A 14502-nucleotide genomic window follows, 5' to 3' on the forward strand; every position below is an offset into this window, starting at 1 on the left:
ACCGGAGTATCTGATGAGCGCCGAATACCAGTTGGATCAGGATATCAACCACGCGATTATAGAATTCTATGAACGCCTGTCATCCTGGGAGCAGAGTGTTGTGCGCGATCAAGGGGCCTCCTTGGCCCAGATACATACAGTAGAAATTTTAGGTGCCAATGGTGCGATGCGAATGAAGGAATTGGCTGATAAGTTGGGGATCACCACAGGCACCTTAACGGTACAGGTCGATCGTTTGGTCAAAGCAGGACTGGTGGTACGCCAGTCCTCGGTCAATGATCGTCGCTCAGTTGAAGTACAGTTAACAGAAAAGGGCCAGCAGATGTTTGCTGAACATGATCAGTTACATCTGCAACTTACCCGAGAGATGACCGCAGTATTTGATGACGCAGAACGCCAGCAGTTATTGCGTTTTTTAGCCCGCCTTAATAGCACTTTCTAACGAGCCGCGGTGACGGTATATTAAGCCAACATTTGTTATGCTTAAGCAAATCTTAAGTAGCAGTTGTTATAAACCACGCTCAGTGTTTGTACGTAAAGCGTCTGCTCATTGCAGACCAAGATAATCACATTCGTTGGAGCCAAGGTGCTGAAATCGTTATCCGTAAACCGCGTCACTTTCTTGCTGGCGTTGTTTTTCGTCATGATCTTCAATATTCCATTTTTTTCTATTGTTAAGAAAGGGCTTGAACATCAATCACATGTAGATCCTATCTTCGTTGCAACCATTCCGGTTTTTCTGGTGGCAGCACTTGGTTTCCTGTTTTCCTTTTTCAGTGTTAAGTATCTGCTGAAACCGTTTTTCATCGTGCTTATTCTGTTATCTTCTGGAGTGTTTTTTGCTGCCTACAAATATGGGGTAGTGTTTGACACCGGGATGATCGAAAACACATTTCAGACTAACAGTGCAGAAGCGCTGACTTATGTTAACTGGGCATCGTTGGCTAGCTTTGCGCTAACTGGTCTGGTACCCGCCTTTTTGTTGTATAAGGCGGATATTGAATATCGGCCATTTACCAAAGAGATGTTGCGTAAGATAGTCTTTATGCTGGCCAATTTGGCCGTTGTAGTGACGATTGCTTTTGTTTACATGCAGAATTATGCGTCCTTTGTCCGAAATAACGATCAGATAAAACATTACATAGTGCCTACGTATTTTATTGGGTCGGCCTCCAAGTATATTTATCAGACTTACTTACAGGCACCGATAACCTATCAGCAGTTGGGCACTGATGCCAAAGTCACTGAACCGGCAGGCGCTATCGAAACCAAGCCGAAGTTGTTGGTATTGGTCGTCGGCGAAACCGCCCGTGCGATGAATTATCAGTATTACGGTTATAACCGCCCAACCAATCAATACACACAGCCTTTGGGGCTGATTGCATTCAATAACGTACAGTCATGCGGTACGGCCACGGCGGTGTCTTTGCCTTGTATGTTTTCGCGCATGGATCGCAAAGATTATGATGCCCGTCATGCCCGCGCACAGGATACCGCCGTAGACGTGCTGCATCATGCCGGGATAAATGTTTTTTGGGTGGACAACGACAGTGGCTGTAAAGGCGTATGTGACCGGGTGCCCAACTATACTATCGACGTCAATATGGATGACAAGTTGTGTGATGGTGAGTTTTGTCAAGATCAGGTGATGGTGGATAAACTCAAAGAATTATTGTCGGCGAAAGACCAACCTCAGCATGATCGATTGATTGTGTTACATATTGTTGGTAGCCACGGCCCAACTTATTATCGCCGCTATCCAGAAGATCATCGGCAATTCACCCCAGATTGCCCACGTAGCGACATTCAAAACTGTAGCCACAACGAATTAGTCAATACCTACGATAACACTATTTTGTATACCGACTTTATTCTGTCGGAAATTGTGAAGCAGTTACAGCAGCAAACAACTTACGCAGCCGCGATGATGTATTTATCTGACCATGGTGAATCGTTGGGAGAGAAGGGGCTGTATCTACACGGCACACCTTATAGTATTGCGCCAGCGGAACAAACCACTGTGCCGTGGTTGTCGTGGATTTCTGAAGGCTACGCCAATGATAATGGGCTGAAAACCGCTTGTCTGGCGGGATTGCAACAACGGGGCGGCTATTCGCAGGACAATCTGTTCGATACTTTGCTGGGGCTGTTTAACATCCACAGCAGTGTTTATCAGCCAGATAAAGACGTGTTTCAGCAATGTCGTAGCTGAGGTTTTTGTCAGATATAAAGGCTGCCTAGGCAGCCTTTATTATTGAAGGATTATAAGATCCATTAGTCTGAGGGTGGGGTCAGTTCCATTTGCATATGGATTAGGCGCTCTTCCATATCAAAGGTTACCGCAAACCCTAGACTCTTCGCTAAACTGGCCATATTGCGGTTTTCAAACATAGTGTACCCGGTCAGCACTGGCGTACCGGCATTGCGGAAATAATGGATCAGCTTTTCCAACAGCAACTTACCAATCCCAATACCTTGATGGGAACCGCGCACTGCCATTGCAAATTCTGCTTCAGTATTGTCGGGATCAATCGATGCACGCACGGCGCCTAGCGTTATATCATCGCCTGACTCATCTTTAATGGTGGCAATAAAGGCCATTTCTCGGGCGTAATCAATTTGGGTCAACACTGCCATCTCTTCATGGGTCATTTGTGACCGGACACCAAAATAGCGCTTGTATCTGTCTTCATCAGAGAGTGAGCTGTCAAAGGCGAGGTGTTTAGGCTCATCTTCCGGCAGAATAGGCCGCAACATCACTTTTAAGCCATTTCGCAAAATGGCGGTTTCTTCCAATTCCTTCGGGTAGGGCAGGATAGCTAATCTGGCAGCATTGTCTTTGACATCGTCAGTTAGCCGCAGGTTAATATCCAGCAAGGTAATATTGTCACCTGACGCCAGAACCGGATTAAGATCCAGACTGTCTATTTGCGGACAATCTATCACCAGATTGGAAATTTGCGTCAGCATGCGACACAACGCCTGCATATCCAGGCCATTTGGCAGGTGGCGATCGTGGATCTTGCCGGTTTTTAAGGCTTGGATCACCATGTAGCGCGACAGTGCCATGTTTAATGGCGGCAGTGCTACCGCGGCATCTCGAGTGGGTTCCCACTCTGAACCGCCTTCACCGAGCATAATGGCGGGACCGAAGACGGGGTCATTAAGCACTGCTACGCGCAGCTCTTGGGCACCAGCGGTCAACGCCATTTTTTGCACTATCATGCCTTCAATCCGCGCAGCCGGGTTGGCTAAACGCACACGGCTAGTGATAGCCGCCGCTGCATGACGGACTTCTTTGGCATCCGCTAAGTTCAGCATCACGCCATGAACATCTGATTTGTGCAGAATATCCGGTGACTGAATTTTCAGCGCCACCGGATAACCGGCATGTTCAGCAATGGCTACTGCTTCATCGGCATCATTTGCAAACCAGGTGTCTATGGTTTTCAGACCATAAGCACTGAATACTGCTCTGGCATCGTGAGTTTCCAGTACTTTACGACCACTCTGTAGCGCTTGCTCCAGCAGCCGTCTTGCGGTGGCGGTATCGGAATTATTGACGATTGACTGCGGCACTTCCTGCAGTAATTTCTGGTTGCGACGAAACTCTACCATATGCATAAAGGCGCGAACTGCACCTTCTGGGGTGCGATAGGTTGGGAGCCCCGCGCGTGAGAAACGGCGGCGCGCTTCATAGGCGGAATCTTCACCGCTCCAGTTGGTGAGCACATTAACCCGATGTTTACGGGGATGTTTGCTGACACAGTTGATGATTGCGTCAGCAATGGCATTGCCATTGCCTAGCGCCGATGGTGAATGCAATACCAGCACGGCATCCAGTTCGTCGCTACCCATCAATATATCCAGCGCTCTGGCATAACGGTCGCTGTCAGCATCACCGATAATATCAACGGGATTTTGCTGTGACCAAGTGGCTGGCAAGACTGCGGCGAGTTTTGCTTTAATCTCTTCAGATAGCTGCGCTAACTTTCCGCCCTTAACGATTAATTCATCGACCGCAAGCACTGCCGGACCTCCACCATTACTGAGAATACACAATCGCTCACCATACAGTGGATTCAAGTGCGCTAGGCTCTCTACGGCAGCAAATAATTCCACTAGGTCCGTTACGCGCAACATCCCCGCACGCCGAAATGCGGCTTCATACACAGCATCATTCCCTGAACTGGCCCCGGTGTGATGCCTGGCGGCATTTCCCCCTTCAACGCTGCGTCCTGATTTAATCACCAATATCGGCTTATGGCGGGAGGCCGCTCGGGCCGCAGACAAAAAACGTAGCCGATCGTTAATCGAGTCGATATACAGCATAATGGCGGATGTCTTGGAATCGCGGCCGAGATAATCGAGCAGTTCATCAAAATCGATATCGCTCGCATCGCCTAACGAAATAAATGATGAAAAACCAATCCCTTTGTTATTCGCCCAATCAAGTACTGTGGTACAAACGGCGGCAGACTGTGAAACAAAAGCGATTTTCCCTGGTTGGGCATTGGTGTGTGCCAGACTGGCATTCAGTCCCAGATTAGGCAGGATCATGCCAAGGCTATTGGGGCCAAGGATCCGCATACCATAACGTTTACCGCTGTCTTTAATCTTCTGGGCCAGTGTTTGCCCATCGTCGGCAATACTTTGGGTCATACCCGAGGCAATAATCACTGCCGTTTTACAACCAAATTGTGCCAACGTTTCGGCAATTTGTGGTACGCGCTCCGCCCGAGTGCAGATGATGGCCAAATCGGGTTTGACTGGAAGTGATTCGATATTGGGATAGGCCAGCACGCCCATAACCGAGGTGGCATGGGGATTAACCGGCATGATCGGGCCATCAAAACCGCTGCCGAGCAGGTTTTTCATCATAATACAGCCAGCGCGGGTAGGAGAGTTAGACGCGCCGATAACGGCGATAGATTTTGGGGTAAACAGATTGCGGATACTGCGCTGGCTCATGGTGTCAACTCCGTGATCTAGGGGAAGTCCCACGCTTATGATTTCATAGCGATGATGTTACAACAATACACCAAAGGTCACATTGTTTGGATAACTGCATTCGCCGTAACAAAAGCCTAGCAGGGTTGCCGTGTGCTCAACGTATTCCTGAAAAATCGCTGATGTTAGCGGTAGGGAAATTCTTCTAAACAACAGCTTTTATCATCTTGAGCCTTAGCATAGAGTAATCAGGCTGAAACTGGGGCAAGAGTAGGCCAACTTGAAGCATACGCATTTTCCCCCAAGTGACAGTAATTAATTCAGGCATGAAGTCGAATAAGACGTTTATGGAAAATCCTGTGATTTGGAAGAGACTGACACCACCTTGATAATCTGTGTCGGGAAGCGATGTTCGCGGTGGTGTCAGTCGTCGGTCTTACCTAGAGGTTATTTTGTTTTGAACTCCTTGTTTTGCAGTATGGATAAATTACTTCAACGCATTGGTCATAGGAAACTTATACCAGTGGCGGTTGTTCGCCGTGAAACCGCAGCGGCCGATTACCGGTAAGTTTGCGTAATACCACATAAAACACTGGCGTCAGGAATAGACCGAAGAAGGTGACACCAATCATGCCACTGAATACTGCAATTCCCATTGCCTGACGCATTTCTGCGCCAGCACCTTGAGATAATACCAGCGGCAGTACCCCCATGATAAAAGCAATAGAGGTCATCAGAATTGGGCGCAATCGTAGACGACAGGCTTCAATTGCCGCTTGCAACGGAGACTGGCCGGTAAATTCCAACTCTCTGGCAAACTCAACAATCAGAATGGCATTTTTCGCTGAAAGCCCCACCAATACCATCAAACCTATTTGGGTGAAGATGTTGTTATCACCGCCACTCAGCCAAACACCTGTCATCGCCGCAAGGACGCTCATCGGTACAATCAGTACAATCGCCAGCGGTAGTGTCAGGCTCTCGTATTGTGCGGCCAATACCAAAAACACCAGCAGAATGGTTAGAGGAAACAACCAGATCGCGGAGTTACCTGCGAGGATCTGCTGGTAAGTCAACTCAGTCCACTCGTAACTGATGCCGTGTGGCAATGTTTCCTCGGCAATCCGCTCAATCGCTTGTTGGGCTTGTCCAGAGGAAAAACCTGCCGCCGGGCCACCATTGATATCGGCGGTCAGGAAGCCGTTATAACGCATCACTCGCTCAGGTCCGTAACTGGCATCTACCTGCAACAGCGCCGATAACGGGATCATTTCACCATTTTTGGAACGCACTTTCAGTTTACCGATGTCTTCGGCCCGCGCGCGGTAGGGCGCATCGGCTTGTACTCTTACCGTATAAGTACGACCAAAGGTATTGAAATCATTAACATAGGCACTGCCGAGATATACCGACAAGGTATCAAAAACATCTGTGAGTGACACCCCTAGTTGCAGTGCTTTGGTGCGATCCACATCGGCAAATAGCTGCGGTACATTCAGTTTCCAGTTGCTGTATACCCCAGCCAATTCCGGCGTCTGGGCTGCCTTGGTGATAAAGGCATTAACTGCTTTGTCCATCTGGTCAAAACCGAGTGATGCGCGATCTTCCAGCTGTAGCTTGAAGCCGCCGGTAGTGCCTAGTCCCATTACCGGTGGTGGCGGAAACATGGCAATGAATGCATCTTGGATACCACTGAAAGTTTGGTTCAGTTGCAGAGCAACCGCATTGCCACTCTGATCAGCCCGTTGCCGTTCGGCAAAAGGTTTCAGTACTACAAACACGATGCCAGAGTTTGGACTGTTGGTGAACCCGCTGATCGACAGACCTGGAAATGCTATCGTATCTTCAACGTTTGGGTTATTAGCTGCCAATTCCCCCATGCGCCGAATAACGGCTTCGGTACGATCCAATGTCGCGCCATCGGGTAACTGTGCGAAGCCCACCAGATACTGTTTGTCTTGGGCCGGGACGTAACCGGTCGGCACTTTGTCGAGCAGTAGTCCGGTAAGTCCTGCTAATACCAGAAACAACGTCATCATGGCACCTTTGTGAGATAACACCCGTCCAACACCAACCTGATAGTTATTACTGCCACGATGGAAAATACGATTGAATAGAGCAAAAAAACGCCCAAACAGCTTATCCATCAGTCGGCTCAGCCAATCTTTGGGGGCATCATGGCTACGCAACAACAGTGCTGCTAATGCCGGCGACAGCGTTAGCGAGTTAAAGGCCGATATCACGGTTGAAATCGCAATGGTCACGGCAAACTGCCGATAAAATTGTCCGGTCAGACCGCTAAAAAACGCTAGCGGCACAAACACGGCAACCAACACTAAGGCAATGGCAATAATCGGACCAGAAACTTCTCGCATCGCTTTATAGGTTGCATCGCGGGCGGACAACCCTGCATCAATATTGCGTTCAACGTTTTCCACTACCACAATCGCATCATCCACCACGATGCCGATTGCCAGCACCAGCCCAAACAGGCTCAAAGCGTTGATGGAAAAACCGAGCAGATTCAGTACGGCAAAGGTTCCAACAATGGAAATCGGTACCGCGAGCAAAGGAATAATTGAGGCGCGCCAGGTTTGTAAGAACAGCACCACCACCAGCACCACCAACAATATTGCTTCCAACAATGTATGAATGACGGATTCGATTGATGCCCGCACAAACTGTGTTGGATCGTAAGCAATACGGTAACTGACACCTTCTGGCATGTTGAGCGCTGCCTCTTTCATGGTCGCGCGTACCTGTTCTGAAATTTCCAGTGCGTTGGCGCCAGGTGTCTGGTTGATGCCTATTCCCACAGCAGCTTTGTTATTCAGTAAAGAGCGCAGTGAGTAGTCGGCGGCACCGAGTTCAATGCGTGCGACATCCTTCAGGCGCGTGATGGCGCCGTCATCCCCGGCTCTGACGATGATGTTGCCAAACTCTTCTGGCGTAGACAGCCGACCTTTGGCATTCACGGATAATTGCAACGCAATACCTGGCTGTCCCGGAGAAGCGCCTATCGTCCCTGCCGCAGCCTGAATATTCTGTTGGCGGATAGCGGTAACAACGTCGCCTGCCGCTAACCCGAGTTGCGCCATTTTTTGTGGATCTAACCAGACCCGCATCGCGTATTCGCCACCACCAAAAATACTTACCTGGCCTACGCCCTTGATTCGCGCCAGACGATCACGCAAATTCAACAAAGCATAGTTGCGCAAATAATCCATCCCATAACGATCATTGGGTGAAAGCAGGTGTACAACCATGGTCAGATCTGGAGAGCTTTTGATGGTCGAGACGCCCAGACGCTGTACATCTTCCGGCAGCCGCGCCTCTGCCTGCGCTACACGGTTTTGAACCAGCTGTTGTGCTTTGTCTGGGTCAGTACCCAAAGCGAAAACTACGTTCAGCGTTAAAGCCCCGTCGGTCGTTGCCTGGCTGTTCATGTATAACATGCCTTCAACACCGTTGATGGATTCCTCCAGCGGCGCTGCCACCGTCTCAGCAATCACTTTAGGGTTGGCTCCCGGATATGAGGCTTTCACCACCACAGTTGGGGGAACCACTTCTGGGTATTCAGAAATCGGTAGCATGGGTAGCGATACAATGCCTGCCAGAAAGATCAACATCGACAGTACGCCAGCGAAAATCGGGCGGTCGATGAAAAAGCGCGAAATGTTCATCGGTTATGCACCCTTATTGTCACGAGTGGTGGTTACTGTCATCCCTGGTCGGATCCGTTGCAAACCATTAACAATCACTTGATCACCGCTATTGAGCCCAGCCGTGATCACCCGTTTGCCATTGACAACAGCCCCGAGGGTGACTGCGCGATATTCTGCTTGTTGCTGGCTATTGATCACCATGACAAACTTGTTTTCTTGATCGGTGCCAATAGCGCTTTCATTCAGCAACACGCCTTGACTCAGCTGTGCTTGCCCCAGGTTTAACCTGACGAACTGACCGGGAATTAACTGTTCGTCTTCGTTTGCAAAAATCGCCCGCATATTGAGAGTGCCACTGCTGCTGTCGATGCGGTTATTGATAAGCTGCAGTTGACCGCGGAGGTTATTACCACTGCTGGTACTGACTTCTACTGGGATTGCTGCGAGTTGCTTTGCCAATGGTTGTTGGCGGTCAATATTGGCCAATAGCGCCGCAGCGGTGGCGTCGTCTACATCAAAGTTCACATAGACGGGGGAGACGGACACTATGGAGGTGAGGGCAGTGGTATTACTGCCCGCCGCCACTAGATTACCCTCGGTGATGGCCAGTTTACCGATTCGTCCGGCCACAGGGGCATGGATCTCGGTGTATGATAAATTTAACTTAGCAACCTGCAATTCAGCTCTAGCGGCGTGTAGATTAGCCAACGCGGCATCGGCATTATTTTTCAATTGCTCCAGTGCCGTTTCAGCAATGAGTTGTTGTTTCCATAAGCGTTTTGACCTTTGATACTCAAGATGCGCCTGCGCACTTTGGGCTGCAGCCGCGGCTACGTTAGCTGCTGCGCGATCAACTTCGGCAATATAAGGGGCTTGATCCAGCGTCAGCAATAACTGACCCTGCTGCACATAACTGCCTTCTTCAAAATGAACCTTTTGCAACATGCCCGATACTCGTGCATGTACCTCTACATTGTGGATAGCGGCAACATTACCTGAATACTGATGCCATTCCATGAAGCTCTGAGGCTCAATGTTTACAGCCGTTACCGTTACGGCGGGCATCGACATGGTTTCAGCACTGTTGGCTGCAGCTTGTTGTGACATCAGCGAGATTACCGTTGGTGCCCCGACGGCGAAGGCTATCGCAGTCATGGCCGTCAGATACCGACGTCTGGTTATTAAAGCGATGGGATTCATAGTTTTTCTCTCTCAAACAGACAATAGTTACCCTGCTGTCGGCGCTTATTGCCGCCAGCGTTAATTCAGTAGGTGATGACTAGGCCCCTCGGACCTCTGGAAAATTACAGTTTGTGAACGCCTATGCTTTCACCATATTTTTGATAATCGGCACTGATCACCTGGACGATGAGATCAGCAACGCTCTTACGTGATACGGTGGCATCTGGGTGAATAAAGGCTTCCCCTTTTTGAGTCGTGCCATAGCTGATTTCATCCCGGTTATTGAGGCATGCCGGGCGGATGATGGTGTAGTCCAGTCCAGACTGCTCAATGATCTGCGTGGCATCGCGGTAGGGTTGCAAAATGCTACCAAACGGTGCGCCCGGAATTTCGTCGTAAACCCCCATAGAGGTGACAAAGACCAAGCGCCGGATACCGGTATCGCGCATGGTTTGCACCACCGCTTGACTATGTGCTGCCATATTGCCGCATAAGTTGGCATATACCAGATCCTGGCCGGACATTGCACCATATAAGGATTCTTGGTCTTCGACCTCTCCAGCGAATAAACATATCCGAGGATGTCCAGACAGATGATGCAACTGTTGTTCATCGCGTAGAAACAGCGTCAGTTTCACATCCAATTGCTCTAGCAATCTATAGATAACCTGCTGTGCTATCAGACCGGCAGCGCCCAAAATCAGGATATTACGCATCATAAACTCTCGCCGACGACCAGCTCGTGGAGTTGGTTGTAGTAGTGGGATATGGCGCTAGTTTACATATTGTGAGTTATTTGATTAGATGGAATAATCGGGATTTAGTTATAAGTATGTCTAATTAATTATGGCTCAGGAAAACTTTAACGACCTTCATGCCTTTATCTGGGTGGCCCGCGAAGGCAGTTTTACCAAAGCAGCAGCACGACTAGGTGTTTCCCAATCGGCGCTTAGCCAAACCTTACGAAATTTAGAAAAACGCTTGGGGATCCGTTTGCTCTCTCGCACTACCCGCAGTGTATCAACTACTTATGCCGGAGAACGGCTATACAGCAAATTGGCACCTTTATTTGAAGATGTCAGTCAGGAATTGGAAAATCTAAGTGAACTGCGGGATAAACCAACGGGGTTTATTCGGATTTCGGCCACAGAGCACGCCGTAGACTACATATTGTGGCCCAAAGTACAGGCTTTCATGCTGCAGTATCCAGATATTACGATAGAGCTGAACGCTGATAACCGCCTGATCGATCTGGTTGGTGAGCGTTTTGATGCTGGCGTGCGACTGGGCGAGATGTTGGCAAAAGATATGATTGCTTTGCCCATCGGCCCTGAAATGGAAGGCGCTATTGTTGCATCACCTGAATATCTCGCAAAACATGGTACGCCCAAGCATCCAAAGGAGTTGATGCAATATCATCGTTGTATTAACTGGCGATTGCCTACCAGCGGTGGCCTTATGGTATGGGAATTTGAAAAGGACGGTGAAGTTTGCAATATCCGACCCAATGGGACATTAATCCTCAACACGACAATTTCGGCATTGCAAGCCGCAAAAAGCGGTATGGGCATATGTTATACCTTAAGCGATTTGATAAGCGAGCAGCTTGCTGATGGGTCATTGGTACAGATTTTAAAAGACTGGTGTCAGCCATTCCCTGGATACTATTTGTACTACCCAAGCCGGCATCAGCGTTCGCAGGCTTTTTCGTTATTTATCGAAGCCATGCGGTATAACCCGAAGACAAAGACCTAATCCGCTTTCCTTATTGATACGTTGGTCCACCAGATGGAATCTTTTTGATATCTTGGCTCTTAAGTGATTATGCGCAACACAGGCTAGTGCCTGAAACAGCATTTTTATTTCTGGAGTCATCAATAAGCCGAGGGGGAGAATCGGCAGTACGTTACAAACAGCAATATCGATGTTTTAGAAACAGGAAGAGAAAATTGTGTTGGTACACCCGAGTGGACTCGAACCACCGACCCCTACCATGTCAAGGTAGTGCTCTAACCAGCTGAGCTACGGGTGTATGACTGGACTTTATCAATTTGGTACACCCGAGTGGACTCGAACCACCGACCCCTACCATGTCAAGGTAGTGCTCTAACCAGCTGAGCTACGGGTGTACGTTATATTGTCAGATGCATGAACATCAGGACGGACGCTATATTAAAGTCCAGTTACAGATCCTGGCAAGTGAAAAAACGTTTTTTGTTATCGGATGGTGATTTGCTGTGCAACTTTCACTATTTAGCAAAAATAATCTAATAAAACGTCATAATTCAATGAGATTACCTTGACGGATCCGACGTTGAACCACCCGCAAGCGCCATGCGTAAAGCAGTGCAGCACTGGTTAAACCGGCGATGAGTCCCCCCCAAAAGCCGTAAGCACCAAGTTTTGGAGTTAGCCATTCGGTATACGCTAGTATGTAGCCAAGCGGCATACCAATGCCCCAATACGCCAACAAGGTAATATAAAATGCGCTACGAGTATCTTTGTAACCTCTTAGTGCACCAGCAGAAATTACCTGAACTGAGTCAGATAACTGATATAACGCTGCCATAAACATTAGTCCTGATGCCAAAGATACCACTTGCGGATTGGTGTTATATAACAGTGCGATATCTTTTCTCATCAGCACGGTCAGCAAAGCAGTAACAGATGCCAGAGAAAAACCGAGCATCAAGCCGATTTTACTAACAGATGCCGACTGTGCTGGTTCGTTACGGCCCAGATAATAGCCAACCCGAATCGATACCGCGATACCAATCGACAGCGGCACCATAAACACGATGGAGGAAAAATTCAGTGCTATTTGATGGCTGGCAACCACATTTGCCCCCAGCGGTGCAAGCAACAGCGCGATAATTGAAAATAGGCTCACTTCAAAAAATAGCGCCATTGCCACTGGCATGCCGAGCTTGCTCATCTGGACAATAGTGTGCCATTGCGGCCGCTGAAAAACATCGGGTAAACGGATAGCCTTAAATTTGGGATGCCACTGCATATAAATAAACATTGTCAGACACATTGCCCAGAGCACTAAAGAGGTTGCCACACCACACCCGGCCCCGCCCATGGCAGGCATACCAAACTGTCCATAAATAAAAATGTAATTGGCAGGAATGTTAACCGCCAGACCGACAAAGCCAATAATCATCGCAGGCATAGTATAGGAGATGCCTTCACTGCAACTACGCAATACCTGATAAATTAAAAATGCGGGTGCCCCCCATAAAATGCCGTGAATGTACTTTTCTGTTACCTGATAGAGCGCTGGCTCCAACGCCATGTGATCCAGAATGAAACTGGCAGAATCGAGAAACAGCATCACACCGATAGCACCAATTATGGCAATATAGACGCCTTGGTACGCTAATGGTCGAATTTTATCAATGTGACCAGCCCCAAATTGGTGTGAGATCATCGGAGTAAATGTCAGCAACAGCCCATTGACGAACAGTATTGCCGGTAGCCATAAACTGGTGCCTATTGCCACCGCGGCCATATCGGTAGCGCTGACACGACCAGCCATCATAGTATCGATAAATCCCATCATGGTTTGGGTAACTTGTGCCACCAATACTGGCAATGCCAATTGAATAATACGTTTGGCGTGAAAAGCTGACTGAGTCATCACTGTCCTTTGAACCAGAGAGAAAAGCATGTTTACAGGTATTGTTCAGGCCCGCTGCAAGGTGCTGGCCGTTGAGAAAAAACCAGGGTTACACACCCTGCAGATTGCGTTAACACCGGCATTACTGGAAGGATTACAGACCGGGGCCAGTGTAGCCAATAATGGCGTTTGCCTGACCGTGACGCAGGTGGGGCATGATAGGGCGTTTTTTGATGTAATGGAAGAGACATTAAAGCTAACAAATCTTGGGACCTTGCAAGCAGGCGATGAAGTTAATATCGAACGGTCACTGCAATTTGGTAAAGAGATTGGAGGTCATATCCTATCTGGTCACATCCATACTCAAGCAAAACTTATCGAAGTTGACCACACTAACAGCCATTATGACATGCTGCTTGAACTTCCGGCAGAATGGATGAAATACGTGCTATATAAAGGATTTATCGGCATTAATGGCTGCAGTTTGACCGTTGGCGACATTCAGCAAAATCGCTTTAGCTTGCATCTGATCCCAGAAACGTTGCGTCTGACTAATCTCGGGGATTATCAGCCCGGAATGTACTTTAATATCGAAGTAGACAGCCAGACCCAAACTATCGTGGATACGGTAGAACGGGTACTTGCCCAAAAAGCGCTTGGGTAAAACAAGCTAATAAAATTGCTCATCATCAGCATCGACATGCAGTTCGATGCGTTGGTGCTGATGATCGATGTGCATCCGGATGTGGATAGGGTTGCAACATATCCGGCAATCACTGTAAAACTCCTGATCACCTGCACTTGAGTCAAGTTCAAGTGTTTGTTGGTGACCGCAGTGGGGGCAGCAGATGGTTTGTTGTTTCATCGCCAGTCTCTCTGTTTGCGGTGGATAGTTCAGTTAAATTATAGTTGATGCATATAACTGTGCTTTAAATAGTAATTTTCATATCAATAGAATTAATCAAAATTATTTTATAAATGAAAAAATATAAGAAATATTATAAAAATCAAAATAATGATTAATCGATTATATTGACTTTTATCTCATCAAAGCCGTGGCATCAATGAACAAAAACAGTGCTA

Annotated in this window: 10 protein-coding genes and 2 tRNA genes; 4 read left to right on the plus strand and 8 right to left on the minus strand. The window is 48.2% G+C overall.

Annotated features, from left to right (window positions below; genetic code table 11):
• The first annotated feature begins 13 nt into the window (after positions 1–13).
• Entirely contained in the window at positions 14–442 is a 429-nt protein-coding gene (locus IE064_RS03125; RefSeq protein ID WP_189616321.1) for a MarR family winged helix-turn-helix transcriptional regulator, read from the plus strand.
• 144 nt (positions 443–586) lie between these two features.
• The gene (locus IE064_RS03130; RefSeq protein WP_189616323.1) at positions 587–2212 is read left to right on the plus strand and encodes a phosphoethanolamine transferase; all 1626 of its coding nucleotides are present in this window, start codon (positions 587–589) and stop codon (positions 2210–2212) included.
• Positions 2213–2274: 62 nt separating this feature from the next.
• On the opposite strand, the gene IE064_RS03135 is transcribed toward IE064_RS03130, so the two are convergent.
• The 4 genes from IE064_RS03135 to IE064_RS03150 form a co-directional block, all read right to left on the minus strand.
• Positions 2275–4971 (minus strand): bifunctional acetate--CoA ligase family protein/GNAT family N-acetyltransferase, encoded by a 2697-nt coding sequence (locus IE064_RS03135; RefSeq protein WP_189616326.1) that lies wholly within the window; start codon positions 4969–4971, stop codon positions 2275–2277.
• 494 nt (positions 4972–5465) lie between these two features.
• Positions 5466–8633: an efflux RND transporter permease subunit gene (locus IE064_RS03140; RefSeq protein ID WP_189616329.1), complete on the minus strand. Its 3168-nt coding sequence runs from the start codon at positions 8631–8633 to the stop codon at positions 5466–5468.
• 3 nt (positions 8634–8636) lie between these two features.
• Positions 8637–9815, minus strand: coding sequence for an efflux RND transporter periplasmic adaptor subunit (locus IE064_RS03145; protein WP_189616331.1), 1179 nt, complete (start codon positions 9813–9815; stop codon positions 8637–8639).
• Positions 9816–9919: 104 nt separating this feature from the next.
• Positions 9920–10516 carry an NAD(P)H-binding protein gene (locus IE064_RS03150; protein ID WP_207570445.1) on the minus strand — a complete coding sequence of 199 codons (597 nt, stop codon included), beginning with the start codon at positions 10514–10516 and terminating at the stop codon, positions 9920–9922.
• Positions 10517–10643: 127 nt separating this feature from the next.
• Here IE064_RS03150 and IE064_RS03155 point away from each other — a divergent pair, with 127 nt between their 5' ends.
• Complete coding sequence (locus IE064_RS03155; RefSeq protein WP_189616332.1) at positions 10644–11552, plus strand: LysR family transcriptional regulator; 909 nt, start codon at positions 10644–10646, stop codon at positions 11550–11552.
• A 200-nt stretch (positions 11553–11752) separates the two neighbouring features.
• On the opposite strand, the gene IE064_RS03160 is transcribed toward IE064_RS03155, so the two are convergent.
• From IE064_RS03160 to IE064_RS03170, 3 genes are all read right to left on the minus strand, one after another.
• A tRNA-Val gene (locus tag IE064_RS03160) sits at positions 11753–11829 on the minus strand.
• A gap of 20 nt (positions 11830–11849) precedes the next feature.
• A tRNA-Val gene (locus tag IE064_RS03165) sits at positions 11850–11926 on the minus strand.
• A gap of 149 nt (positions 11927–12075) precedes the next feature.
• On the minus strand, positions 12076–13440 hold the full coding sequence (locus IE064_RS03170) for an MATE family efflux transporter (protein ID WP_189616334.1): 1365 nt from the start codon (positions 13438–13440) through the stop codon (positions 12076–12078).
• 28 nt (positions 13441–13468) lie between these two features.
• On the opposite strand from IE064_RS03170, the gene IE064_RS03175 reads away from it, so the two are divergent.
• Positions 13469–14083, plus strand: a complete 615-nt coding sequence (locus IE064_RS03175) for a riboflavin synthase subunit alpha (RefSeq protein WP_189616336.1) — start codon at positions 13469–13471, stop codon at positions 14081–14083.
• Between the two features lie 6 nt (positions 14084–14089).
• Here the strand turns inward: IE064_RS03175 and IE064_RS03180 are convergent, their stop codons facing one another.
• On the minus strand, positions 14090–14290 hold the full coding sequence (locus IE064_RS03180; protein WP_133039516.1) for a CPXCG motif-containing cysteine-rich protein: 201 nt from the start codon (positions 14288–14290) through the stop codon (positions 14090–14092).
• Positions 14291–14502: the final 212 nt, after the last annotated feature.

Source organism: Shewanella fodinae (assembly GCF_014651955.1).
Lineage (GTDB): Bacteria > Pseudomonadota > Gammaproteobacteria > Enterobacterales > Shewanellaceae > Shewanella > Shewanella fodinae.

Coding starts and splice junctions, on each gene's coding strand:
- IE064_RS03125 (WP_189616321.1), top strand. CDS start 14: ATGAGCGCCGAATACCAGTTGGATCAGGATATCAACCACGCGATTATA.
- IE064_RS03135 (WP_189616326.1), bottom strand. CDS start 4,971: ATGAGCCAGCGCAGTATCCGCAATCTGTTTACCCCAAAATCTATCGCC.
- IE064_RS03140 (WP_189616329.1), bottom strand. CDS start 8,633: ATGAACATTTCGCGCTTTTTCATCGACCGCCCGATTTTCGCTGGCGTA.
- IE064_RS03145 (WP_189616331.1), bottom strand. CDS start 9,815: ATGAATCCCATCGCTTTAATAACCAGACGTCGGTATCTGACGGCCATG.
- IE064_RS03150 (WP_207570445.1), bottom strand. CDS start 10,516: ATGATGCGTAATATCCTGATTTTGGGCGCTGCCGGTCTGATAGCACAG.
- IE064_RS03155 (WP_189616332.1), top strand. CDS start 10,644: ATGGCTCAGGAAAACTTTAACGACCTTCATGCCTTTATCTGGGTGGCC.
- IE064_RS03170 (WP_189616334.1), bottom strand. CDS start 13,440: ATGACTCAGTCAGCTTTTCACGCCAAACGTATTATTCAATTGGCATTG.
- IE064_RS03175 (WP_189616336.1), top strand. CDS start 13,469: ATGTTTACAGGTATTGTTCAGGCCCGCTGCAAGGTGCTGGCCGTTGAG.